The sequence below is a fragment of the Methylomonas sp. MED-D genome (assembly GCF_050276835.1).
Lineage (GTDB): Bacteria > Pseudomonadota > Gammaproteobacteria > Methylococcales > Methylomonadaceae > Methylomonas > Methylomonas koyamae_A.
The window spans coordinates 2,018,344-2,041,619 of sequence record NZ_CP189965.1; the positions used below are offsets into that span (position 1 = coordinate 2,018,344).

Consider the following 23,276-nt stretch of genomic DNA (forward strand, 5'->3'; position numbering starts at 1 on the left):
GGTGCCATGGTCCTGAAACGCTCCACCGGGTATTGGATAGGCGGCACGCTGGTCGGCTTGGTCGGTTTGTATGCGGTGGCCGGATACTATGTTTTGCCCTATTGGGCGAGAACCCGCTTGCCCGAAATCGTTCACCAGGCCACCGGCGCTCAGTTCGGCATCGAGACGGTGGCCTTCGATCCTTTCGAATGGCGGGCCGAGTTGCGAGGGATACGTTTGACGGGTGCCGACGGCAAGGATTTACTCGGTTTGGAGAGTCTGGTTCTGGATATTCAGGCGATGGAGTCGCTAGGCATGCGCGGTTTGGCGGTAACGGCGATCGAATTCGGCAAACCGACCATCAACCTGGAGCGCCGCGCCGACGGCCGCTTGAATTTGGCCGATCTGCGGCCTGCCGAAGCCGAGCCGGACCCTTCGTCCGAGCCCGCTAAAGAAGACTCGCCGCCGCCACTGTTGATTCACCGGCTGGCGATCGATGCCGGCGAAATCCGTTGGCGCGACGCGTTGGCCGGCGAGGATGCCGCCGAAACGCTGATGCCGCTGCAGTTGGAAGTCGCCGAGTTGGGTACCGTCAACGGAAAGAACGGCGCTAGCGGGCGTTTGGCGGTGGGCTTGGCGTCCGGCGGTACGTTGAATTGGCAAGGACAATTGACGTTGATGCCGTTGGTCTCGACCGGCAGCCTAAGGCTGGAGGGTATCGTCATCCCGAAATTGCTGAAATTGGCGCCGAAGGACGTGCTGCCGGTTACGATCGACGCCGGCCAGTTGTCGGTCACCGCCGATTATCATCTGAGCCAGCACGACGGCGGTGTCAATTTGGCGCTAAACAACGGAGTTATCGACCTTAAAAAGTGGGCGATCAGCGAGCCGGCCCAGCATCGCTCGTTACTGGACTTGCCGTCGTTGACGCTTAGCGGCGTGGCCGTCGATCTGCAGGACCGGCAGTTGACCATCGCTAAAGTCGCCGCCGACGATGCGGCGATCCAAGTTTGGCTGCAAGCCGATGGCGTGGTGAACTACCAAGCCTTGTTTGCCGAGCCCGGCCAATCAAGCGCCAACGCGTCCAATCCGGCCGCCGCTCCACCGACGCCCGTGGAGCCCGCCAAACCTTGGCGAGTTAAGGTCGACGACGTGGCATTAAGCAATCACCGCATCGAGTTCACCGATTACAGTCTGACCAAGCCGGTGACGCTGGAGTTGACCGAACTGGCCTTGGCGGTGCGCGGTTTCGATAGCGCCAATCCAGGCAAGTTACCGTTGACCTTCGCTACCCGTATTAACCAAAAGGCGTCCTTGAAACTGGCCGGCGATACCGTTTTGCAGCCCTTCGGTGCCGCGTGGCAGGTAACGCTCGATAACTTGCTGATCAAGCCGTTTCAGGCTTATCTCGATCCCTATTTGAATCTGGAACTGGTGGATGGCGCCGTCAATCTGGATGGCAATCTGCAACTGACAACCACTGATCAATTTCAACTTACCTTTACCGGTAACGCCAACATCGACAATCTGGTAACCCGCGATCAAATCAAGAATAAGGATTTCTTGAAGTGGTCGGACCTGACCCTAGCCGGCATCGACATCGATCTGAACCAGCGGGATTTTAAAATCGACCGGGTGGTATTCGAACGGCCCTATTTTCGCTTCAACATCAAGAAAGACGGTACGACCAATGTTGACGAACTCAGCGTCGTCAAGCCGCCGGCTCAGCAAAACGGGTCAAAAGTGGCGGAAGCACCGACCAAGCCGGACGTGAAATCCCCGGAACCGAAATTGGTCATCGGCAAAATCGAGATGAAAAACGGTCGCTCCGATTTCGCCGATTATTCGCTGATCTTGCCTTTCGTCGCGGAAATGAAACGCCTGAATGGCGAAGTCAGCGGTTTTTCGACTGAGAAAGACGCCTACGCGCAACTCGATTTGCAAGGCAAGGTTTACGATCTGGCGTCGGTCGATATCAAGGGCAAATACCAATTCCAAACCGGCAATACCGATGTCGGCCTGAAGTTTACCCACATGCCCTTACCGCTGATTACGCCTTACATGGCCGAATTCGCCGGCTATAAAATCGAAAAAGGCCAGATGGCGCTGGATTTGCAGTACAAAATCAGCAAGGGCCAATTGGAGGTCCAGAACAAATTGTTCATCGATCAGTTGGCGCTGGGCGACCACGTCGAGAATCCGAAAGCGATGTCGCTACCCTTGCATCTGGCCATTGCCTTACTGAAAGACGCCGACGGCCGGATCAATCTGGATTTCCCGATTTCCGGCAGTCTGGAAGATCCGAAATTCAGTCTTGGGGCACTAGTTAGCGACGTATTGGTCAATCTGATTGCCAAGGCGGTGGCTTCGCCGTTCAAGATGTTTGGGGCACTGCTCGGCGAGGATAAGGATTACAGTGTCGTAAAGTTCGGTCCGGGTAGCGCCAAATTGGCGGCCGAGGAGTCCGCCAAACTCGATCAACTTGGGCAGGCCTTGACCACCAAACCGGAATTGACGCTGGAAATCAAGGGCAAGGCTTATGAAACCCAGGATTGGCCGGCGATGCGTTACGATGCGGTCAAGGATGTTCTGAAAAAAATGAAATCCGGCGAGTTGCGCGATCAGGGCCAGAAAATCCGCCATGAGTATCTCGAGTTGTCGGACGACGAATACCGGCGCCTGCTGGCCAAGTTTTTCGGCGAAGTGTTTCCCGAGGAATTGGATCGCGGCCTGTTCGGCAAGCCACGCTTGAAAAGCGATCCGAATGCAGATTTTTACAGCGTCGCTCAACAGCGCCTGGAAGGTATCTTTCATCCCGATCCGCAGCGCTTGACCGAGTTGGCGGTGGACCGGGCCAATCACATCGCCCAATACGTCACCATGCAGGGCAAGGTCGAACGAGGGCGGGTTTACATCTTGGCGCCGGAATTGAGTCAAGCGGAAACCGCCGACGGCCTGAACTCGGTGTTGTCCTTGGGGGCCTTGCCCTGACCGAGCGCGAAACGGCTTTGTACTATAATCGGCTGACTCGACGGCGGCTGGCCGGCTGGAAATTGGGGTTTAACACGTGGAGAAAACAATGAAAATCGGAACGTTCAACTATTTACCGCTAGTGCTTGGCATCGCATGCGCGGCGCTATCGGCCTCGGCCGCGGCGGGACCGCTGACCTCTTGCACGATGACCTACAAATTGAGCGGCTGGTCGCTGGTCTACAAACAATACGACGGTATCGGCAATATCAGTTGCAGCAACGGCCAGCGCGCCCAAGTCGCCTTGGCGTCCAAGAGTATCGGCTTCACGATAGGCAAATCGGAAATCGAAGGCACCGGGGTATTTTCGGAAGTCAAAAATCTCAATGAGATCTACGGTAACTTCGTGGCCTTGGAAGGGCACGCCGGCGCTACCAAATCCGTGGACGCGCAAGTCTTGACGCGCGGCGAAATTTCGCTGGCCTTATCCGGCAAGGGGCGAGGCATCGACATCGGCGTCACGCTGGGCGCGCTGACGATTTCGCCGCGCTAGGCCGTTTTTACCGGCACATGCCGTTCGTCACCCGAGACGCCGCCGGGGCGATCCGGCGCCTCGACGATACCGGGGCCGCTGGCGATTGGCTGGCGGATGACGATCCCGAACTGGCCGCGTTTTACCGCGATGCGGGTGTGCGGGCCAAGCGCGCGCTAACCGAAACCGATGTCGATATGGTCAGGGTTATCGACGATCTGGTGGACATTTTGGTCGCCAAGCAAACGGTGATCTTTACCGAGTTGCCGGACGCCGTGCAACAAAAGCTGCTGGCCCGTAAACAACTGAGAAGGGATATCGGCGCGTTACAGAACTTAATGCTAGACGACGAAGGTTTGTTCTAATGAACCCAAGTCGCGCCCGGTCGGCTCCGCGCTCGCCGCGATCGGCCCGCCTGGAATGGTACTGATTGGTGCCGCCGGCGCGGCCGTCAGCAACCGCGGGCGGCCGGAGTTTCGCCGGACAACGGTTGGAAGCGCCGTTGTATTGAATTTGGACTTTGCGTGAAGAACTCTTTTTTTCTGGTCATACCCGAACAAAAAAACGATCCCCGCTTGCTGGCGACTTTCTCGGAAACCGCCCTGCAACAATGGATCGCCGAGTTGCCCGCCGCCAATCCGGGTCTGGCCGCTCGTTTGTTTCAGGAATTGCTGTCCGAATTGATTTCGGTGGAAATGCCGGCTGCCAAGCGCTTGCAAGCGTTGGAGCAGCTCAGGGACAGTTTTTTTCTGATCGACGATTATTTGCGGTCGCGTCTGATCAAATTCGGCTTTCCGAAAGGCGATATCGAGAAAAAAATTTTCGGGCTGGTGTGCGTCGTCGAGCGCCAGTTTACGATCGGTTATTGGAGCGTGGTCAGGGACCTGACCCGGCGCGATGTCGGCTGGCTGCAGGGCAAGACCGTGGCCTTGGCGATACAGCGGACCATCAAGGGCTTGAGCCGCATCGTCGTCAGCCAGTACATGATGAGTTACCCGATTCCGGACTGGATTTGGATAGATCTGCATTCGCTGTACAAACTGGCGGTGAAGTTGGGCAAAGACGATACCAAGGTCGCCGACCAGCGCGGCCTGTTTACCAAGCATTCCTCGGTCGCCGACAGTTACAAGCAGATTTTGCTGCTCAGTCTGGCCTACCCGTCCGGCCTGATGCAGAAGGAATTCCAACTGGTTTACGAGTTCATCGATAAGATTAGCGATTTGGTAAACATAGAAGCCAAACCGGTTGCCGGACAAGCCGTGCAATGTCTGATTTCGATCGACGAAGACCTTGCCCCGGCCTTTCAGCCGGCCGCCAAGACGGCGGACCGACGCGGCGAGGCGGCCCTATTGTATTTGGATCTGACCAAATTGGCTAAGATCTACAAGTTGACCGATAAATACTGCGGCAAGGACGAAGCCAGATTCAGTTCGCTGGACATCGATCCAGGCAGCCATAACAAATTGTCGCCGGAACTGTTCGAGTATCTGATACAGCGCTGGCAGGGCAGGGAACCGCAAGGGACCGTGTATTTCGCCGATCGGCTGGATCGTTACGTAGTCATTGGCCTGGACGCGACGCACGATTTACTGGATACCGGCCGGATTGCCGCCGGCTATGAAGCGACACCGGAAATTCCGGCACACAGCGAATCCGAGCGGGCGTTGTCCTGCGTATTGCAGCAGGAAGGCTTGTTGTCGATCGGCAGTTTGGTCAGTTTTAGAAAAACCGATAGCTTGCCGCATCTGCGGGCCTTGGGCGTGGTCTGCAAGATTCTGCTGCCCAAGCAAGACAGCAAAGTGGTGTTCGAGTTGGTCGTGATTGCCCATCAAGCGTTTCCGGTGGCTTATCACGCGCTGGATGCCGAACCCGACACCGAACGCAAAAAAGCCCTGATTTATGGTACAAAGGACCAAGAAGGCGAAAAAAGCTTTATTATCATGGATTCTTTCATGCTCAAGGATGGCGACTTGTTACGGATGTACATGGGGAGCGAGAATTTTCCAATTATTTTGAATGGCCGGAAGAATATAGGCTTGGGCTATTGGCAATTCGAATGTCGGCAGATACTTGAAAATATCCCGTCGGCCCACGGCAAGAAGAAAGGCTATGACTTTATTTGAAACATCCGTTTGCCGGGCGCCCCATGCGCGACCCCGGCCGCATGACCCGACACCGAAACGACTAATCAATGACATCCAATTCCGATCAGCCCACTGATTCCAAAACGTTCGTCGATCCTTACGCCGAGCGCGAAGCCGAAAAATACGAACATCCCATTCCCAGCCGCGAACTGATACTGCAGCTGGTTCAGCAAACCGGCAAGCCGTTGCGGCGTCAACAAATCGCTCAACAATTCGGGTTAGAGTCCGCCGACGCTCTCGAAGCCCTGCGCCGGCGCTTGCGCGCGATGGAACGCGACGGCCAGTTGGTATTCAACAGCCGGCAAAAATACATGATCGGCAACGGTCAAAACTTGATTAACGGGCGGGTACTCGGTCATCCCGAGGGTTTCGGCTTTCTGAAACCGGAAGACGGCAGCGACGATTTGTTTTTGTCGCCCAGGGAAATGAAGCCGCTGATGCACAACGACAGGGTCGCGGTTAGGGTAACCGGCATCGATCGCAAGGGGCGCCGCGAAGCCGCCGTCGTTGATATTCTGGAACGCAATACCCACCAAGTGGTCGGCCGGTTCTTCACCGAGGGCCGCGTCGCTTATGTGGTGCCGGATAACAAGAAAATCATTCACGAGGTTCTGATCGCCAAGGAGGACGTCGGCGGCGCCAAAAACGGCCAGATCGTCGTCGCCGAAATCGTTCAGCAACCCAGTGCGCATTATCAGCCCTTGGGGCGGGTCGTCGAAGTGTTGGGCATGCATATGGCGCCCGGCATGGAAATCGAAATGGCGATCCGTTCGCACGAACTGCCCAACCATTGGCCGGAGGCTTTGCTGGCCGAGGTTGGCGGCTTGCACGCGGAAGTGCCGGAATCGGCCAAGCAGGGCAGGGAAGACGTCCGCCACCTGCCGTTGGTGACGATAGACGGCGAGGACGCCCGCGATTTCGACGACGCGGTGTATGCCCAAAAAACCAAGAAAGGCTGGAAGTTACTGGTGGCGATCGCCGACGTATCGCACTACGTCAAGGTGGGTACCGCGCTGGACGACGAAGCCAAAAACCGCAGCACCTCGGTGTATTTCCCGGAAAAAGTCATCCCGATGCTGCCGGAGATTTTGTCCAACGGCTTGTGTTCGCTGAATCCCAAGGTGGATCGGCTATGCATGGTTTGCGAGTTGCTGATCGGCGAGGACGGCCTAGTGGTGCGTTCGCGGTTTTTCGAGGCCGTGATGCGTTCCCATGCCCGGCTAACCTACAGCGAAGTCGCAAAAATACTGGTCGACGGCGATCAAAAACTGGCCAAGAAATACGCGGATTTGGTGCCGCATCTGCAAACGCTGTACAGCCTGTACCAGGCCATGCGCCGGCAACGCGAATTGCGGGGGGCGATGGATTTCGACACGCAGGAAACCAAGATCGTGTTCGGGCCCGAGCGTAAAATCGCCGAGATCGTGCCGCTGGTCCGCAACGATGCGCATAAATTGATCGAAGAATTCATGATTACCGCCAACACCGCGGCGGCCAAATTCCTAACCCGCAAAAAGTTGCCGCGCCTGCTGAGGATACACGACGGCCCAGGCCCCGAGAAATTACTGGCGCTGAAGACCTTTTTGAACGAGCTGGGTCTGCATCTCGGCGGCCACGCTCAACCGACCCCGCTGGATTACATGCACTTGCTGGAATCGGTGGCCGGCCGCACGGATGCCCACCTGATCCAGACCATCTTGCTGCGCTCGATGTCGCAAGCGGTGTACAGCCCGGAAACCAAGGGTCATTTCGGCTTGGCGCTGGACGCTTACGCGCATTTCACATCGCCGATCCGCCGTTATCCGGATTTGCTGGTGCACCGGGCGATCCGCCACGCGCTGGCCGGCAAGGCGCCGGACAGTTTTGCGTACAACTACGCCGACATGATGGCGCTGGGCGAGCACTGTTCCGCCAACGAGCGCCGAGCCGACGACGCCACCCGCGACGTGATCAGTTGGTTGAAGTGCGAGTATATGATGGACAAGATCGGCGAGGAATTCGCCGGAGTGATTTCGTCGGTCACCGGTTTTGGGTTTTTCGTCGAATTGCAGACCGTTTACGTCGAAGGCCTGGTGCATATCGCCTCCTTGCACAACGACTATTTCCAGTTCGATTCCGGCAAGCATCAGCTTTACGGCGAACGAACCGGCGTGCGCTACCGGCTGGGCGACGCGGTGCGCATCCGTGTGGTACGGGTCAATTTGGACGACAAAAAGATCGACTTCGAATTGATTCAGACCGGCAAGAAGGCCGAGAACGCCAAACCCAAAAAGGCCAAATCCAGCAAAGCCAAAACGACCGAGGGCAAGGGCAAGTCCGCCAAGTCCGAACCCGCCAAAAAATCTACCCGATCCAGACGGCGCCGTAAATCATGAGTTTGACTCAGCTTTTCGGCGTGCACGCCGTGCAGGCCGCCTTGGAACATTCTCCAGACAAAATCCGCCGTGCCTGGATCGACGGCCAACGCCAGGATGCCCGCTTGAAACCGCTGCTCGACGCGTTGGCGGAGTTGGGTGTCAATCCCGAGAAAACCGAGCGCAAAAAGCTGGAGCGGATGGCCGACGGCAAAAATCACCAAGGCATCGTGGTCGCGGTCGAATTGCCGGCGATGCGCAGCGAAGATCAGCTAAAACAGGATTTCGACGCGCTGACCGAAACGCCGTTTTATTTGATTCTGGATCAAGTTCAGGACCCGCATAATCTCGGAGCGTGCTTGCGTACCGCCGACGCGGTGGGCGTGCATGGCGTTGTAGTTACCAAAGACAATGCCGCCGGCATCACGCCGACCGTGTGCAAGGTAGCCAGCGGCGCGGCCGAGACGGTGCCGGTCTATCAGGTTACCAATCTGGCTCGGGTGCTGCGCTGGTTCAAGGACCAAAATGTCTGGATCATGGGCGCGGCCGGCGAAGCCGAGCAAACCGTCTACCAGATGAAACTGGATATGCCGCTGGCTTTGGTGATGGGCGCGGAAGGCAGCGGTTTGCGCCATCTGACCCGCCAGCATTGCGACTTTCTGGTAAAGATACCGATGGTGGGCCAAGTGGAAAGCCTGAATGTATCGGTCGCGACCGGCGTGTTGCTGTACGAGGTTTTCCGGCAAAAAGCCGCGAACTAAGCGAATGCGGGCGGCTGTCGGCTTACTGCTGCTAGTGTTGACCACCGCCGCGCGCGCCGATTTCGCCGCCGAGGCGATCGCCGCCAATTGCACGATCTGCCATCCGCGAGAGGACGGCGACGCCGGCATGCCCGCGCTGGCGGACCAGTCGGCTGAAAAACTTCGTCAGTCTTTGCTGGATTTCAAATACGACCGCAAAACCGCGACCTTGATGAATCGGATCGCCAAAGGCTACAGCGACACCGAATTAGCGGTGGTGGCCGATTACCTGGGAAAACGCTAGATGGCGGACTGGTCGCGCCGACGATTTCTGCGAACTGGTGCCGTCGCGACGGCCGGCTCGCTGAGCGCCTGTCAAACATGGACGATCGGCGGCGCGGCAAGGGCGCATGTCGTGGTCGTGGGCGGCGGCTTTGCCGGCGCCACCGCCGCCAAATTCATTCGTTGCTACGACCCGACGATCGACGTCACGTTAATCGAACCCAAATCTGCTTATATCACCTGTCCGGCCAGTAACTGGACTTTGGCCGGACTGTTGAAACCGGCGCAGTTGCAAGTCGATTATCGGGCCTTGGTCGATCATTACCAAGTTCGCCTGATCGGTGACCGAGTGGCCGCGATCGACGCCGACCGGCGTGAACTGGTGCTGGCCGATGGCGATAGCTTGCGCTACGACCGGTTAGTGTTGGCACCCGGCATCGATTTCGACTGGCAAGCCATCGCTGGTTACGATGCCGAAATGGCCGAGCGTTTTCCGCACGCCTGGCAAGCCGGCCTGCAGACCGAATTGTTGATTCGCCAAATCCAGGCGCTGCCCGACGGCGGCCGGGTGCTGATTTGCGCGCCGCCCGATCCCTACCGCTGTCCGCCCGGCCCCTACGAGCGGGCCAGCCTGATCGCGTTCTGGCTGAAGCAACACAAGCCGCGCGCCAAGGTGGTGATACTCGATCCCAAAACCGGCTTCTCCAAACAAAAATTGTTCGAATCCGGCTGGCGGCGGCATTTCGGCTACGGCACGCCGGCCGCGAGCATCGAGTGGCTGTCGATCGCCAACAATCCGGTGGTGCGCTTGGAGGTCGCCGGCCGAGGGGTGGTCACCGATTTCGGCGACCGCTTTACAGGCGACGTGCTGAACATCATTCCGCCGCAACGCGCCGGCCGCATCGCCACCCAAGCCGGTTTGACCGACGCCGGCGGCTGGTGCCCGGTCGATCCTTGGACCAGCCGATCGCGCTTCAACGAATTCATTCACGTAATCGGCGATGCCGCCGATTACGCGCCGATACCCAAGTCGGCCTTCGCCGCCAATTCCGAAGCCAAGGTCTGCGCGCGCGCCGTGGTCGATCTGCTGAACGGCCGCCCGCCAACCGAGCCGCATTGGCTGAACACCTGCTACAGCCTGATCGCGCCGGATCATGGCATCTCGGTGGCGATGGTGTATCGGCTGAACGCCGGCCGGATTACGCCGGTGCCCGGCGCCGGCGGCGTCAGCGCCGATAGCCCCGCGGCGGCCGCATTGGAGGCTGGCTATGCCGTCGCGGCCTACCGCAATCTCAGAAAGGATAGTTTCGAATGAGTAGGGTACTTGATGGCTGAATGATTAAAAAGGGCTGTTGGGCGATGAAATGCCGGTTCGCCCTGATATTCGACATTCCGTCTGGCGCTTCGACAAGCCCGAATGGTTCGACGCTCACCATGAACGGATCGGCAACCTACCGTTTAGATCCACATCAGAGGTGTTCCGCACGGTATGGTCATACCCGTTGCCGGGTGAAACAGGTGCACAATGATACAACTCGGCACGTTGGCTTGAGCGGGAATGCACTCAAGTCATTCTGACACTTTTGCCTGCCGGATTCGGCGTTTTGCCGCTTTGGCTTTTCAGTCAGCCTGCACACTGTCTGCAAACTTTAGCGGTCTGTTCGATATAACAACAGCAGGCATTAAAACTCTTAAACGCCTGAGCTTCCTTGACGATGTGGATCAACAGTGGCCGTTTTTCCAGGTAATTGCGCAAAACCAACAAGCCAGTTTGTTTGTCGCTTTGGTGATTCATTTGGATGATTAAAGTGACGGTTCGGTGGCGAGCATTGTGCCGTTCGGTGCTCAGGGGGTATTTGTGATACCGGCTAAAGCCCGAAACGATTTGCTCGAAATGTACCGCTAACGCCAAGACGTCGCGGTAAATCGGCACAAAATCGCTGGGAGCGATTTTGAACGCACGAAGTGCGGCACGCAGATCAGCTGGCAGCAAGCCCGTTGTAAATGTTCGTAACGCGCCATAAGCCCGAAAAAAAAAATCGTAGGGGGCTACCGCCCCTTAACCCCCCGAAATAACCCAATTATCCTGCGTGCCCGCGTCGTTTCAAACCCAGCAATCCCAACAGGCCACTGCTCATCAGCCACACCGCACTCGGTACCGGCACGACGCCCACTTGTCCGGGGCTGACTGCCCATGCGTAGTGCGGAATGCCCTTAAAGGTGACGTTCTGGTAGCCACCGCTGGTATCGAAGTCCCACGCAGCATAGGGATCGGGCGCGTACTCTGTACCCAACCAGTATGCATAATAGGATTGGGATTGGACGTTAGTGAACGGGCCTACGACGCCGCCAACTACTTGATTGCCGTCATTACCGAAGATGCCGTAACCGCTTTGCGGGTCCGTAAAGCTGGTGTAGTAGCGGGATTTTTTGCTCAATTCGCCGTAATACAGCTGCGCCAGAGGGTCGATGCTGGGGTTGACGTTAAAACCACAGTTGGTGCCGCTGAAGGCAAAGTCACATGCTGGCGCGGCTGTCTCGATTAGGGTTGGCAATGCCCATTGTTGGCTGCCGCCGTAGTGGATGCTGTTCAGGTAGTTAACGTAGGCTTTGGCACCAAACCAGGACATTTTACCGGTGCTGGTATTGAAGTCGCCACTAATCAAATAGTAATAGTTGCTTTCGGATGGTGTGTTGTATTCGTTATCTGTATTGTAGATCTTACCACCGGAGGCGTTGATGACGGCAGTGACAAAGGCCGACGTGCCGCCGGCATAGCTGTTGGCTAATGTTTGGAACAAGTTGCCGTCTTTAGTAAAGCTCAGGTCAAAGCCTGCGCCTTTCATACGCACCAAATCTACACCGTTAGTGGTGTAGCTGGTCAGGCTGGCTTGAACGTTGAAAGACTCGGCACTGAGTATCAGACTGGCGATGACTATCAGTTTTGTGATTGGCATGAGTTAAGCTCCTTGCATGTTGCAGTAATGAGTTTCTATCGTTTAACAGTGTTTGATCGGCCTGCCTGTTTACCGCAAGTTCTGTCCAGGCGTATTGACGCAATGAACCATGGCTTTTGGGGCTTGGGGTGGCAAGCCAACTGACAAACTTCCTAAACCCAACGAGTCTCAAGCATAGTGCATCGAAAAATACCCGCGCGAAGTCGTTAGTGGCCATTCTATGCTGGTTTAGATTTATAGGCTATTCTTTCCATAGTTCAAGGATATTACGCCTCTGTTGTGCCGCTAGTTGTACTGCTTAACTTTGCGCCCTGGCGAACGGATAGAGACGCATGACACGCGGCTGGCGGTAAGCCGCTTTGCTTGCCCGTCCCTGAACGGTTTTTACACGCGCTTCCAACGTTGGGGGAAAACCGCTGCAGGCCACGGCTGGCAAGGCTTCCGGCGATTCGGGTTTCACGGAGTTGTAGAATCACGACACGGAAGCCTGGAAGGACGTCACGGAACGTTGGAAGGACGACACGGAAGGCTGGAGGCACGTCACGGAGCGCTGGAAGGACGTCACGGAAGGTTGGAAGGACGTCACGGAACCTTGGAAGCACGTCACTGGACAGCGGAAGGACGTGTTTCCAACATAAAAACACGGCATGGAAACGCCGATACCCTCGTCGCGGGTGTTGCCGGTGGCGAAACTGGAGTAGGTGCGGATTCAATTCATTCATCGAGGAATTTAATATGCCCAAATCCACGTTTATCCCGAACGCCGATCACGACTTTCTGGCCTGGTTCGATCATTTCCTGGCCAATCTGAAACCCGAACACGGCGTGGCGGACGCCGACTTGGCGGCGCTGACGGCGGCGAACGCCGATTTTCACGATAAGTCGCGGCTGGCCGGCAACGCCGCGCTCGCCAAGCAGGCCACCGCCGACAAGAGCGACAGTCGTAAAGCATCCGAAAACCTGATTCGGGCGGAAGTGCGGCGGATCAAGGCGCGCGCCAATTACACCGACGGTATCGGTGCGCAATTGGGTATCGACAGCAGCAGCCGGGCCGGCGATCTGTCCACGGCCAACCCCAAATTGAGTGGCAACGATCAAACCGGTGGGGTGGTGGTACTGAGTTTTGTGAAGCACCGCAGCGACGGCGTGAATATTTATTGCCAGCGCGACATCGACAGCGACTGGGTGTTGTTGGGCCGCGCCACCGTCTCGCCCTTCGTCGATCGCCGGCCGCTGCTGACGCCCGGTAAGCCGGAACTGCGCCGTTACACCGCCGTGTTCATGTCCAAGGACCAGGAAGTTGGCCAGTATAGCCAGGAGCTGGTGGTGAATTGCGCGCCTTGAACTCGGTAATTGTCCGACTCCAGCCTTGCGCGCCAGCATCGGCGCCAACCGGTCGTCGAGGCCATCGTCGAGGCCTGAAGCGCTTCGGCAGCGACGTACCGCCACGTATATCAATCGCCAATAATGCCAGGGTTCAGTAGCTTCCCGGCACTTCGATCCGCGTCCAAGTTCCGGCTATCCCTGCCGGAACGGTGTGCTTTTCAAAGCGGGGCGATCGGAAGTGGCTTTAGCCGGTTAGTTCGTCCAGGTATTTTTCGGCGTCCAGCGCGGCCATGCAGCCGGCACCGGCCGAGGTGATCGCCTGTTTGTAGTGCGAATCCATCACGTCGCCGGCCGCGAATACGCCCGGCACGTTGGTCGCGGTGGCGTTGCCGTGTATGCCGCTTTTGACGACGATGTAGCCGTGCTCCATCTCCAGTTGACCGGTAAAGATGTCGGTATTCGGCGTATGGCCGATCGCGATGAATACGCCGTGTACGTCGATATCCTTGGTGCTGCCGTCGGCCGTGCTTTTGATGCGAATGCCGGTGACGCCCATGTCGTCGCCCAGGACTTCGTCGAGCTGGTAATTCCATTCGATTTTGACGTTGCCGGATTTGGATTTCTCGATCAGTTTGTCCGACAGAATTTTCTCGGAGCGGAACTTGTCGCGACGGTGAACCACGATCACTTCCGAGGCGATGTTGGCCAGATACAAGGCTTCCTCGACCGCGGTATTGCCGCCGCCGATCACCGCGACCGGTTTGTTGCGGTAGAAGAAACCGTCGCAGGTCGCGCAGGCCGAGACGCCGCGGCCCTTGAAGTCTTCCTCGGACGGCAGGCCCAAATATTTTGCAGAGGCGCCGGTAGCGACGATCAGTGCGTCGCAGGTGTAAACACCGGAGTCGCCGGTCAGCGTGTACGGTTTTTTCGACAGGTTGGCGGTGTGGATGTGGTCGAAGATCACTTCGGTATTAAAGCGTTCGGCATGGCGCAGCATCCGATCCATCAATTCCGGTCCTTGCACGCCGTCTACGTCGCCGGGCCAGTTGTCGACCTCGGTGGTCGTGGTTAGCTGGCCGCCTTGTTGCATGCCGGTGATCATCACCGGATTCAGGTTGGCGCGGGCGGCGTAGACGGCGGCGGTGTAGCCGGCGGGGCCTGAGCCCAGGATTAACAATTTGCAATGTTTGGCTTCGGCCATGTTAACGGTCTCCATTGAGTCGGGTGGGGGATGATCGGATTATAAGGGTTATTGGCAGGTGGCGAAACCGCGGTTTTGCTGGGTTTGTAGCGGGCGGAACCGACGCGGGGTCAGCGGCGGCTATCGGCCGTTAGGTTTTCGCGAAACTCGGCGTATACTGAATTCGCCCGGAGCGGTCTCCGCGCGGTTGAGTCGGCTCGGAGCGGCTTGCTCGGGGGTGGTTGCCGGCAATCTAATGTGGTCTCGACGTTTATCATCTATAATTCTGTTTTGGGACGCTTTTATTGAGAGCTTTTAGTCATGGTTGCCGTTGTTGAAGAAAAAGCCGCGCGAGGTTATCGCGAAATCGCCTTGCTGGGCTGCACCAGTTGCGCGTTGTTTTTCCTGATTGCACTATTGACGTTTAGTTCCAACGATCCCGGCTGGAGCCATAGCACGTCTTATCAGCAAATCGCCAATGCCTGCGGCCTGTTCGGCGCGTGGTTGGCCGATTTCGTGTTGAGTTTTCTCGGCTTGATGGCCTACCTGATTCCGGTGATGATTTTTTGGTACGGATTCATACTGTTTCACGGCGGCAAACAGCAGCCGGGCGGCCAGTGGCTGATTGCGATGCGCTGGAGCGGCTTTCTGGCGACGATGCTGTCCGGTTCCGCGATTTTATTCTTGCATCTACATTTTCTGCGCACCAAGGTCGATCTGCCGGAAAGTCCCGGCGGCATTCTGGGCAGGGAAATCGGCGACGCGCTGGTGCATCTGCTAGGCAATTCCGGTTCGACCTTGTTGTTGCTGGCGATCTTCATGACCGGGGTGACCCTGTTCACCGGCTTGTCCTGGCTGATGATGATGACCTTGATCGGCAAGGGCGCGATGACCGCTTGTTCGGTGGTGGGCCGTCAGGCGGTGGCCGCGCCCGGCCGTTATCGCGGCGAACGGCCGGCGACCGAGCGTCCGGAGCGTCCGGAAACTCAGCGCAAAGCCAAACCAGCCGACGCCGGCAAAGCCGAAGAACGTACCGCCCGCAAACCGCAGATTCAGGTGGTCGAAACTCCGCCTACCGCGCCAGCGGCCGTCAAGCCGGCCCGCCGCAAGGACGCCAAGCCGCTGGAGAATTACGAACCCGGCGAGTTTTTGAACGCCTTGCCACCGCTATCCTTGCTGGAAAAACGCGACATCAAGGTTAAGCGCTATTCCAAAGTCGAGTTGGAAGAAATTTCCCGGCAGGTCGAAGATGTATTGCAGGATTACGGCATCGCCGCCGAGGTCGAGGCCGTGTTGCCCGGCCCGGTGATTACCCGTTTCGAACTGCGTTTGGCGGCCGGCGTTAAGGTCAGCCGGATCAGCAGTCTGGCCAAGGATTTGGCACGTGGCCTGTCGGTGACCAGCGTGCGTATCGTCGAAGTGATCGAGGGCAAGTCGGTGATCGGCTTGGAGATTCCGAATCAGGAACGCGAGATGGTGTCCTTGCGCGATTTGCTGGTGTCCGACGAATTCGACCGCGCCAAATCCAAATTGACGCTGGCGATGGGTAAGGATATTTCCGGCACGCCGGTGGTCGCCGATTTGGGCAAAATGCCGCATGCGCTGGTGGCCGGTACCACCGGTTCCGGTAAGTCGGTGGCGATCAATACGATGATTTTGAGCCTGGTCTACAAAGCCAAGCCGGAAGATGTGCGCTTGATTATGATCGACCCGAAAATGCTGGAATTGTCGGTTTACGAAGGCATTCCGCATTTGTTGACGCCGGTCGTCACCGATATGAAGGACGCCCAAAATGCATTGCGTTGGGCCGTGGCCGAGATGGAGCGCCGTTACAAATTGATGTCCAAGGTCGGCGTGCGCAATTTGGCCGGCTACAACCATGCGGTTCGGGAAGCCGATGCCGCCGGCCAACCATTGCGCGATCCGCTGTTTTACCCGCAAACGCCGATTCCGGCCGACGATTATCCGTTATTGACCACCTTGCCCAGCATCGTCATCGTCATCGACGAGCTGGCCGATATGATGATGGTGGTCGGTAAAAAGGTCGAGGAATTGATCGCCAGGCTGGCGCAAAAAGCTCGGGCCGCCGGTATTCATTTGATTCTGGCGACTCAAAGGCCGTCGGTGGACGTGTTGACCGGCTTGATCAAGGCCAACGTGCCGACCCGGATCTCGTTCCAGGTGTCGTCGCGGATCGATTCGCGGACCATCATCGACCAAGGCGGCGCCGAAGCCTTGCTGGGTAACGGCGACATGCTGTTCCTGCCGTCGGGTACCAGCATTCCGCTGCGGGCGCACGGCGCCTTCGTCGACGACCACGAAGTCCATGCCGTCGTCGAGTTTTTGAAGAAAACCGGGCCGACCAATTATCTGGACGAAATCACCCAGGAACGCACCGACAGTGGCGAAATCGCCGGCGAGGGCGGCGAGGGCGGCGAAACCGATCCGCTGTACGACGAAGCGGTGGCTTTCGTTACCGATTCGCGCAAGGCGTCGATTTCCAGCGTGCAACGCCGCTTCAAAATCGGTTACAACCGGGCGGCGCGGATTATCGAGGAGATGGAAAACGCCGGCGTGGTGACGCCGCCGGAAACCAACGGTAGCCGCGAAGTGCTGGCGCCGCCGCCGCGATGAGTCCCGCCATCGCCGGCTTTCTGGGCGTGGCCGGCTTTGCCGGTTTGGCGGGCTGGTTGATTGTCCGGCGCAAGCCCGTCGAAACCGCCGTTAAAGTCATGATGTTTTTCGGCTATTTCTGGTTGGTGGCGTTTTCGCTGCTGGTGCTGCTGGCCGGTGCTTATTATCTCCGGGAGTTTCTGTAATATTTCGCACGACAGGTTTTCAGTTCGTTTTCCGGCCGCCCATTTAAATTCAAGACCGTGGCCGCGGTGTTCGCGGTTTAAATTTACGCCCGAGTTTGTCTGTCCGTCGTAGGATTCAAGCCGCGTTTCCCAACCAACACTCCACTAAGTTCTAAACCGTAAGTTGCCATGGCATTTTCCTACGAATTCATCGGCTATCTGGCCGCGATGCTAACCACGCTGTCGTTTTTACCGCAAGCGATCATGACGATCAAAACCCGCGATACCGGTTCGCTATCGCTGGGCATGTACAGTATGTTCACGCTGGGGGTATTGATGTGGTTGATCTATGGTTTGTACTTGCGCAATGTGGCGATTATTGCCGCCAACGCGGTGACCTTAGTCTTGGCGGCGTCGATATTGTTGGTCAAAGTGCAAAACCTGCTAGGCAAACGCTAAGTATCGGGAGGCCTGAATGGCGGCAATCGCGTCCGACGACATCAGCACCGGCCCTTTGGCCGCCAACGACAGTGCGGCCTTCATCGAGAAAATTCGTCCGAATGCCGGCGTATCGGAGCCGGTATACAAGCAATTGCAAAAACGCATCGCCGACATGATTCAGTCCGGCGAATTGGCGGACGGCTTCAGTTTGCCGTCCGAACGCGCGTTGGCCGAAGCCTTGGCGCTGAGTCGGACCACGGTCAGACGCTGCTATGAAGAATTGCGGGCGCAGGATCGCATCGCCAGTCACGGCCGTTCCGGCGCCAAGGTCAAGGCGCCGGCGCGCATCAATCCGGAGATGGGGAAGTTGAAAGGCTTTACCGAGGAAATGCGCGAGCTCGGCATCACGCCGTCCACCCAAATCCTGGAACACCGGGTCGTTGTCGATAGGACTATCGCTTCGCTATTCAATCGGCCGGCATCGGCGCGGTTTCTACGTTTGGTGCGGGTGCGCCTCGGCGACGGCATGCCGCTGTCGCGCGAAGTGGCCTGGTACGATTTAACCGTGGCGCCGGCGCTGGCCGATTGGGATGGCGAAGGTTCGGCGTATCAGTATTTGGAGTCCGTTTGCGATTTGGGTTTGGTGCATGCCGAGCAAACCATCGAGGCCGTGCTTTGCGACGACGTCGAAGCAGCGGTGTTCGGGTTCGCCGAGCCGGCACCCTGTTTGCTGTTGAAACGGAAAACCCACGCCGACAACGGCCAGATCGTCGAATATGTCGAAGGCACTTTTCGCGGCGACGCCTACACCTATCGGGTCAATCTAAAAATTCGGCCGGACTAATTAGTTTATTGGTATCGGATTGGTCGCGATAAAGCGCTCGATCTGAGCGCCGGTCGGCAAACTCTTTAGGACGCCTGGGCGGGCCGCGACCCAAGCGCCGCACGCGCTAGCCTTGAACAGCGCGTCCTCCGCCCGATGCGTTTCTAGCCAACCGATCGCCAATCCGGCATTGAAGGCGTCGCCGGCTCCGGTGGTATCCACTGCAAGGATAGGCCAGGCCGCTTGCCGGTAGACGCGGCCGTCACTCAAAGCCATGCAACCCTGGTCACCTAAGGTGACGATCAGCAATTTGCCGGACCAGCTGATCCTTTTTGCCCAGGTCGCCAATTCAAGTAGGCATTGCGCCGGCTCTATCCCGTCATTGTTGAGATTAAACAAATGGGCGGCTTCGGTTTGGTTCAGCACCAGAATGTCGGTCAGCGCCAATATTTCAGGATCCAGCGCTCGCCACGGCGACGGATTCAACATCGTTGCCATGCCGCGTTGGCGGGCGATTTCGAATCCCGCGCGGATCGGCGCGTCCTGAATTTCGAATTGGGCATACATCAACGCCAAACCGGGCAGGGCGAGGATGGCTTGCCGGACATGGCCGGCGTCCAACAGCGCGTTGGCGCCGGGATAGACCGCCAGAAAATTCTCGCCGCTCGGGCCGATAAAGCCCACGCCAAATCCCGAGCTATCGCCAATCCGCAATAGCCAGTCCACATTCATGCCTTCGGCCATCAAGCATCGCGACACGCTGTCCGCCGCTGCGTCGCGCCCTAGCGGCAGTAGCAGACTTACTTCGGCGCCGAGTCTATGTAAGCCGACGCCGACGTTGAAACCCTTGCCGCCGTGTTCGGAAAGCAAGCTCTCGGCCGCCAGGGATTCGCCGGGCGCCGGCAAATGTTCGACGTTCAGGCAATGGGCCTGGACGTAACTGCCTAACACCAGGATGGACACGCTTACTCCCCAGCAGCAAAAGAATCCATGAAATATTACCGGATCGAAATCAATAATCCACGATTGACACCGAAATTTGTAACTGGTATTTCTATGGTATCTAAAATAGATACCAAATTGAGTGATAAAGTCGCGACGATATGTCAAATTCGTAGCGCTTAATCGCGCGGTGGCTTTTCGCTTCCATTCAACCGTTAACGGTTATACCAAGGGCAATACGATGAGACTCAAACAGACCGTACTCGCAATTTCCATCCTGAGTTTGATGGCCTTCAATCACGGCGCCGCGGCCGGCAGCGCCAGCTCGACCGCGGAGGTCAGCGTGGACTGGCGTAGTTTTCGCGTGACGTCCGGCACCGATGTCAACGCCGGAATCGCTTGGTACGACAGGTCGTCGCGCGTGGATACGCGCATGGAGACCCCTTACGGCGATGGCACCTATTCATCCGATTGGGTGACGCCGTTAACCAGCCTGCAAACAGGGAGCGGGATTCGTTCCCTGATCTCGAAAGCCGATGTCGATCCGGACTTGCTGCATGCCTATTCCCAGGACAGCGATCCGGCCTATGGCGACGCGGTGGCGACCGAGAGCTATCGCACCGGCAGTTTCACCGGTTCGGGAACGGGGGCGACCACATTTTCGGTCGATTACAGTATGAGTATCGGCTTGGTGCCGGGCAGCGGGATGAATGATGTCGCGGCGGCTTGGGTGTTGCTGGTGGTCAACGATTTCGGCGACCCCAACCAGGCTATGTCCAGCCGTAAGGATCTATTCCTGAACGCCAATCTGGTCGGACACGTGCCGACCCAGGCGTCGGGGACCTTATCGGTCACTCTACCGACCACGAGTATCGGTCGCATCTCCTTTAAGGTGACTAGCCACGCCTATGCGAACGTCTCGGGCGTTTCTCAAGTGCCGCTACCGGCCTCGGCCTGGCTGTTCGGATCGGCACTATTGGCTTCGGGCTGGCTTCGTCTCCGGCAGCGTTCAACATCCGTGCGGATTTGATGCTCCCGAAATCGTTGCTCGCATAAGCCCTGTCGGCCATCCCATCTCCAATTTCTAACCATCAATATCGAGATTTTTTATGAATCGCTTAGTTTTCGTGTTGCCGTTGTGCGCCCCATTCGTTTACGCGCCGGCCGCCAATGCCTACAACACCTCGTTAACCGTGACGGCTAGCGCCAATGCCGCCTATGGCAGCCCGTCCTACGATTCCGATTTCAAGGCGATAGACAACGTTAACGGCCCCTCCGCGTACGCGGTCGATGCGCTGTATCAAGTACCCGATCCGAGGAGCGGTCCAGGCACAAACCTTGAAACGTATCGCTCGTCCGCCAGCGGCTTCGTCAGCGCCGGTATCTTGAAAGCCACCGCCAACGCCAGCGCGACCGCTTATGCCGCCAATGTCGCCAGCGGCAGCAGCAAGGTGTCGTTTTCCGATCATTTTAGCGTGGCGGGACCGAGCGGCCGCAATATCGATTTGACCTTGACGTATCTGGTATCCGGGGGATTGTCCGGTTCGGCGACCGCTCGCGGCAGCGTCCAACTCGGTACCGGCGATAGCATCTCGTTCTCCGAGAATGGATACACGCCGCGCAGTTTCAACTGCTCTTGGATGCCGTCTTGCACCGGCGTCGCGACGTTTTCGGTGCCGGTGAATACCTTGATTTCGCTGGATGCCTTCCTGGAAGTGGGCGCGAGCGCCAGCAGCTACTTCAAACCCACGGCGACCCAATCGTCCGCCAATTTCGGGAGCACCGGATTGGTGTATTTGGGGATTGCCGACAATCGTTATCAGTTGCAGACCGACAGCGGATACGGTTATGCGCCGGTGCCGCTACCGGCCGCGGCTTGGCTGTTTGCCGGCGGATTGGCTCTATTCGGAACCTTGGTCAGCGACAAACGACGAGCCACCCAGGCACTTTAGAGAGCCGGCGGTCGCTTGCTAGATGGGTTTCTCTGCTGGATGTTTGGCGTTGGTTTTGTTCGGTTTCCATTCGTGAGCAGCTCAAGCGTTAGCCGGTAGCTTAGTCCGTCCCGCGCCGTTTAATTGTTACAATGCACGTGAACCCTGGCGTCGCCGGGAGATCACGAAGCAGAGACCATGAAAACCAGAGATAGAAGACAGGGTGTGGTGTTGGTCCACACCGGCGAGGGTAAGGGCAAATCCTCCAGCGCGTTCGGGATGGTGTTCCGCGCGGCCGGTTGGGGCATGAAGGTTTGCGTGATTCAATTCATCAAGGGCCAATGGCAGACCGGCGAGCAACGCGCGGCCGAACGTTTCGACAATATCGAGTGGCACGCGTTGGGCGACGGCTTCACCTGGGATACCAAAAATCCCGAGCAGGACATCAAGACTAGCCGCGACATTTGGGAATTCGCCAAGCAAAAAATCCTTTCGGAAGAGTTCGATTTGGTCATTCTCGACGAAATCAATTATTGCTGCGGCTACGGCTGGATCGGCGGCCCGGAAATCGCCGATTTCATAAAAAACCAAAAACCGGCTTGGCTGCATTTGGTGTTGACCGGCCGCAACGCGGCCCCGGAAGTGATTGCGGTCGCCGATACCGTCACTGAAATGACCCGGATCAAGCATGCTTACGAAACCGGCATCAAAGCCGAGCAGGGCGTCGAATTTTAAGCTGAAAAAAAAGCGGTTTTCTGGCAGAATCGCCGGCTTTTCAACACCTTTCCCGACGGGTAATGCCATGCAAAAGCAAGCGATCGAATTGATTCAGAACTACTACCAAGCGTTCAACAATGGCGACATGGACCGCTTTCTGAGCCTGCTGACCGACGATGTCGTGCACGACATCAACCAAGGCGATCGCGAAACCGGTAAGGAAGCCTTCGGTCAGTTCATGCAAAAAATGAATCACCACTATAAAGAGCAACTGGTGGACATGGTGGTGATGGCCAATGAAACGGGTACCCGCGGTGCGGCCGAGTTCGTCGTTTTGGGCGAATACCTGAACACTGACGAAGGTCTGCCGGAAGCCAACGGCCAGACCTATCGCTTGCCGGCCGGCGCATTTTTCGACATTCGCGACGGTAAGGTCGCCCGTATCACCAACTACTATAACCTGGGCAATTGGATAGAACAGGTCGACCCGCAATAACGGCGGTCGACTTCGATTGCCGCTGCCAGCCATTTAGCATAGAATCCGAAGGGCAATACTTCGGATTCGCCGAAAATAATTACAATAGAGAGAGGAGAGCTACAATGGGTGAGACACAGAAATTGATGATCGCTATGGTAGGCGTATTCGTGGTCGGCTTCATATTGGTCGGCGTCAGCAAGGATCAATCCAACGAAGAAAAAGAGGCGGCGGCGCAAATCCGCGCCCTGGTGGCGATGCAGGAAATGGCCAACCAAAAATGCCCGAAACTGATCGAGAACAAAACCGGCACGCAAGTGTTCTTTCCGTCCAAGACCTCAACGGATAAGGCTACTTACGTGACGATGGAATGGGTCGGCGAGAAAGACTCCAATTTTAAAACCGCGTCCTGCACCTTGCACTTGTCGCTGGGCGGCGTTTCCAAGCTGATTATCGACGACCAAGTCTTGATCGACAAAAAACTCTGATTCGTAACGTTGGCTGTCGAGCGCAGCTCGACGGCCAACATCATCGTTCCGCTTGTCTCTCGATGAGTTGCGGTCTGTTTTCTTCCCAAGACGCGCCGGTTGCGGTGCGAATCGTCAGGCAGCCTAAGGTGTTGAATTCGCTGCAACCTCTTCCTTCGATCTGATCGGTTGACCGCCGCTTCGCTAAATTGCCGGAA

Annotated in this window: 22 protein-coding genes; 19 read left to right on the forward strand and 3 right to left on the reverse strand. The window is 57.3% G+C overall.

The annotated features are described in order from the left end of the window. Window positions 1–6 precede the first annotated feature (6 nt). The 9 genes from ACQE3E_RS08945 (at window position 7) to ACQE3E_RS08985 (ending at window position 10,808) form a co-directional block, all read left to right on the forward strand. Window positions 7–2,970, forward strand: a complete 2,964-nt coding sequence (locus ACQE3E_RS08945; protein WP_313728323.1) for a DUF748 domain-containing protein — start codon at window positions 7–9, stop codon at window positions 2,968–2,970. 88 nt (window positions 2,971–3,058) lie between these two features. Further along, complete coding sequence (locus ACQE3E_RS08950) at window positions 3,059–3,502, forward strand: DUF1134 domain-containing protein (RefSeq protein WP_064030798.1); 444 nt, start codon at window positions 3,059–3,061, stop codon at window positions 3,500–3,502. A 17-nt stretch (window positions 3,503–3,519) separates the two neighbouring features. Beyond that, the gene (locus tag ACQE3E_RS08955; protein WP_313728321.1) at window positions 3,520–3,846 is read left to right on the forward strand and encodes a hypothetical protein; all 327 of its coding nucleotides are present in this window, start codon (window positions 3,520–3,522) and stop codon (window positions 3,844–3,846) included. Window positions 3,847–4,005: 159 nt separating this feature from the next. Continuing rightward, window positions 4,006–5,604 (forward strand): hypothetical protein, encoded by a 1,599-nt coding sequence (locus ACQE3E_RS08960; RefSeq protein ID WP_071159741.1) that lies wholly within the window; start codon window positions 4,006–4,008, stop codon window positions 5,602–5,604. A 68-nt stretch (window positions 5,605–5,672) separates the two neighbouring features. After that, window positions 5,673–8,000, forward strand: a complete 2,328-nt coding sequence (gene rnr, locus ACQE3E_RS08965) for a ribonuclease R (RefSeq protein ID WP_313728319.1) — start codon at window positions 5,673–5,675, stop codon at window positions 7,998–8,000. Further along, on the forward strand, window positions 7,997–8,740 hold the full coding sequence (gene rlmB, locus ACQE3E_RS08970) for a 23S rRNA (guanosine(2251)-2'-O)-methyltransferase RlmB (RefSeq protein ID WP_064030794.1): 744 nt from the start codon (window positions 7,997–7,999) through the stop codon (window positions 8,738–8,740). The genes rnr and rlmB overlap by 4 nt, the downstream gene beginning before the upstream one ends. Window positions 8,741–8,744: 4 nt before the next feature. After that, on the forward strand, window positions 8,745–9,023 hold the full coding sequence (locus ACQE3E_RS08975) for a c-type cytochrome (RefSeq protein WP_071159739.1): 279 nt from the start codon (window positions 8,745–8,747) through the stop codon (window positions 9,021–9,023). Continuing rightward, on the forward strand, window positions 9,024–10,316 hold the full coding sequence (locus tag ACQE3E_RS08980) for an FAD/NAD(P)-binding oxidoreductase (RefSeq protein WP_313728318.1): 1,293 nt from the start codon (window positions 9,024–9,026) through the stop codon (window positions 10,314–10,316). A 243-nt stretch (window positions 10,317–10,559) separates the two neighbouring features. Next, window positions 10,560–10,808, forward strand: coding sequence for a hypothetical protein (locus ACQE3E_RS08985; RefSeq protein ID WP_313728316.1), 249 nt, complete (start codon window positions 10,560–10,562; stop codon window positions 10,806–10,808). A gap of 274 nt (window positions 10,809–11,082) precedes the next feature. Here ACQE3E_RS08985 and ACQE3E_RS08990 read toward each other — a convergent pair whose 3' ends face one another. Continuing rightward, window positions 11,083–11,958 (reverse strand): hypothetical protein, encoded by an 876-nt coding sequence (locus tag ACQE3E_RS08990; protein WP_313728315.1) that lies wholly within the window; start codon window positions 11,956–11,958, stop codon window positions 11,083–11,085. Window positions 11,959–12,693: 735 nt separating this feature from the next. Between ACQE3E_RS08990 and ACQE3E_RS08995 the strand changes: the two genes are divergently transcribed. Continuing rightward, complete coding sequence (locus ACQE3E_RS08995) at window positions 12,694–13,302, forward strand: hypothetical protein (RefSeq protein ID WP_427501526.1); 609 nt, start codon at window positions 12,694–12,696, stop codon at window positions 13,300–13,302. A 226-nt stretch (window positions 13,303–13,528) separates the two neighbouring features. Here the strand turns inward: ACQE3E_RS08995 and trxB are convergent, their stop codons facing one another. Beyond that, a complete protein-coding gene (gene trxB, locus ACQE3E_RS09000; RefSeq protein WP_313728313.1) occupies window positions 13,529–14,485 on the reverse strand; it encodes a thioredoxin-disulfide reductase in 957 nt (318 codons plus the stop codon). Window positions 14,486–14,785: 300 nt separating this feature from the next. Here trxB and ACQE3E_RS09005 point away from each other — a divergent pair, with 300 nt between their 5' ends. From ACQE3E_RS09005 to ACQE3E_RS09020, 4 genes are all read left to right on the forward strand, one after another. Next, on the forward strand, window positions 14,786–17,098 hold the full coding sequence (locus ACQE3E_RS09005; protein ID WP_313728312.1) for a DNA translocase FtsK: 2,313 nt from the start codon (window positions 14,786–14,788) through the stop codon (window positions 17,096–17,098). Then, complete coding sequence (locus tag ACQE3E_RS09010) at window positions 17,095–17,283, forward strand: hypothetical protein (protein WP_313728311.1); 189 nt, start codon at window positions 17,095–17,097, stop codon at window positions 17,281–17,283. The genes ACQE3E_RS09005 and ACQE3E_RS09010 overlap by 4 nt, the downstream gene beginning before the upstream one ends. Window positions 17,284–17,451: 168 nt before the next feature. Further along, on the forward strand, window positions 17,452–17,721 hold the full coding sequence (locus ACQE3E_RS09015; protein WP_064030789.1) for a SemiSWEET transporter: 270 nt from the start codon (window positions 17,452–17,454) through the stop codon (window positions 17,719–17,721). A 16-nt stretch (window positions 17,722–17,737) separates the two neighbouring features. Next, window positions 17,738–18,547, forward strand: coding sequence for a GntR family transcriptional regulator (locus ACQE3E_RS09020; RefSeq protein WP_313728310.1), 810 nt, complete (start codon window positions 17,738–17,740; stop codon window positions 18,545–18,547). Here ACQE3E_RS09020 and ACQE3E_RS09025 read toward each other — a convergent pair whose 3' ends face one another. Next, on the reverse strand, window positions 18,548–19,489 hold the full coding sequence (locus tag ACQE3E_RS09025) for a ribokinase (protein ID WP_313728308.1): 942 nt from the start codon (window positions 19,487–19,489) through the stop codon (window positions 18,548–18,550). 220 nt (window positions 19,490–19,709) lie between these two features. Here ACQE3E_RS09025 and ACQE3E_RS09030 point away from each other — a divergent pair, with 220 nt between their 5' ends. From ACQE3E_RS09030 to ACQE3E_RS09050, 5 genes are all read left to right on the forward strand, one after another. Further along, the gene (locus ACQE3E_RS09030; protein ID WP_427501527.1) at window positions 19,710–20,498 is read left to right on the forward strand and encodes a hypothetical protein; all 789 of its coding nucleotides are present in this window, start codon (window positions 19,710–19,712) and stop codon (window positions 20,496–20,498) included. Window positions 20,499–20,577: 79 nt separating this feature from the next. Then, window positions 20,578–21,420, forward strand: coding sequence for a hypothetical protein (locus ACQE3E_RS09035; RefSeq protein ID WP_427501528.1), 843 nt, complete (start codon window positions 20,578–20,580; stop codon window positions 21,418–21,420). A gap of 177 nt (window positions 21,421–21,597) precedes the next feature. Next, window positions 21,598–22,134: a cob(I)yrinic acid a,c-diamide adenosyltransferase gene (gene cobO / locus ACQE3E_RS09040; RefSeq protein ID WP_071159725.1), complete on the forward strand. Its 537-nt coding sequence runs from the start codon at window positions 21,598–21,600 to the stop codon at window positions 22,132–22,134. A gap of 67 nt (window positions 22,135–22,201) precedes the next feature. Then, on the forward strand, window positions 22,202–22,612 hold the full coding sequence (locus tag ACQE3E_RS09045) for a ketosteroid isomerase-related protein (RefSeq protein ID WP_064030785.1): 411 nt from the start codon (window positions 22,202–22,204) through the stop codon (window positions 22,610–22,612). A 104-nt stretch (window positions 22,613–22,716) separates the two neighbouring features. Next, entirely contained in the window at window positions 22,717–23,079 is a 363-nt protein-coding gene (locus tag ACQE3E_RS09050; protein WP_064030784.1) for a hypothetical protein, read from the forward strand. The last annotated feature ends 197 nt before the right edge of the window (window positions 23,080–23,276 follow it).

Coding starts and splice junctions, on each gene's coding strand:
- ACQE3E_RS08945 (WP_313728323.1), top strand. CDS start 7: ATGGTCCTGAAACGCTCCACCGGGTATTGGATAGGCGGCACGCTGGTC.
- ACQE3E_RS08950 (WP_064030798.1), top strand. CDS start 3,059: ATGAAAATCGGAACGTTCAACTATTTACCGCTAGTGCTTGGCATCGCA.
- ACQE3E_RS08955 (WP_313728321.1), top strand. CDS start 3,520: ATGCCGTTCGTCACCCGAGACGCCGCCGGGGCGATCCGGCGCCTCGAC.
- rnr (WP_313728319.1), top strand. CDS start 5,673: ATGACATCCAATTCCGATCAGCCCACTGATTCCAAAACGTTCGTCGAT.
- rlmB (WP_064030794.1), top strand. CDS start 7,997: ATGAGTTTGACTCAGCTTTTCGGCGTGCACGCCGTGCAGGCCGCCTTG.
- ACQE3E_RS08975 (WP_071159739.1), top strand. CDS start 8,745: ATGCGGGCGGCTGTCGGCTTACTGCTGCTAGTGTTGACCACCGCCGCG.
- ACQE3E_RS08980 (WP_313728318.1), top strand. CDS start 9,024: ATGGCGGACTGGTCGCGCCGACGATTTCTGCGAACTGGTGCCGTCGCG.
- ACQE3E_RS08985 (WP_313728316.1), top strand. CDS start 10,560: ATGCACTCAAGTCATTCTGACACTTTTGCCTGCCGGATTCGGCGTTTT.
- ACQE3E_RS08990 (WP_313728315.1), bottom strand. CDS start 11,958: ATGCCAATCACAAAACTGATAGTCATCGCCAGTCTGATACTCAGTGCC.
- ACQE3E_RS08995 (WP_427501526.1), top strand. CDS start 12,694: ATGCCCAAATCCACGTTTATCCCGAACGCCGATCACGACTTTCTGGCC.
- trxB (WP_313728313.1), bottom strand. CDS start 14,485: ATGGCCGAAGCCAAACATTGCAAATTGTTAATCCTGGGCTCAGGCCCC.
- ACQE3E_RS09005 (WP_313728312.1), top strand. CDS start 14,786: ATGGTTGCCGTTGTTGAAGAAAAAGCCGCGCGAGGTTATCGCGAAATC.
- ACQE3E_RS09010 (WP_313728311.1), top strand. CDS start 17,095: ATGAGTCCCGCCATCGCCGGCTTTCTGGGCGTGGCCGGCTTTGCCGGT.
- ACQE3E_RS09015 (WP_064030789.1), top strand. CDS start 17,452: ATGGCATTTTCCTACGAATTCATCGGCTATCTGGCCGCGATGCTAACC.
- ACQE3E_RS09020 (WP_313728310.1), top strand. CDS start 17,738: ATGGCGGCAATCGCGTCCGACGACATCAGCACCGGCCCTTTGGCCGCC.
- ACQE3E_RS09030 (WP_427501527.1), top strand. CDS start 19,710: ATGAGACTCAAACAGACCGTACTCGCAATTTCCATCCTGAGTTTGATG.
- ACQE3E_RS09035 (WP_427501528.1), top strand. CDS start 20,578: ATGAATCGCTTAGTTTTCGTGTTGCCGTTGTGCGCCCCATTCGTTTAC.
- cobO (WP_071159725.1), top strand. CDS start 21,598: ATGAAAACCAGAGATAGAAGACAGGGTGTGGTGTTGGTCCACACCGGC.
- ACQE3E_RS09045 (WP_064030785.1), top strand. CDS start 22,202: ATGCAAAAGCAAGCGATCGAATTGATTCAGAACTACTACCAAGCGTTC.
- ACQE3E_RS09050 (WP_064030784.1), top strand. CDS start 22,717: ATGGGTGAGACACAGAAATTGATGATCGCTATGGTAGGCGTATTCGTG.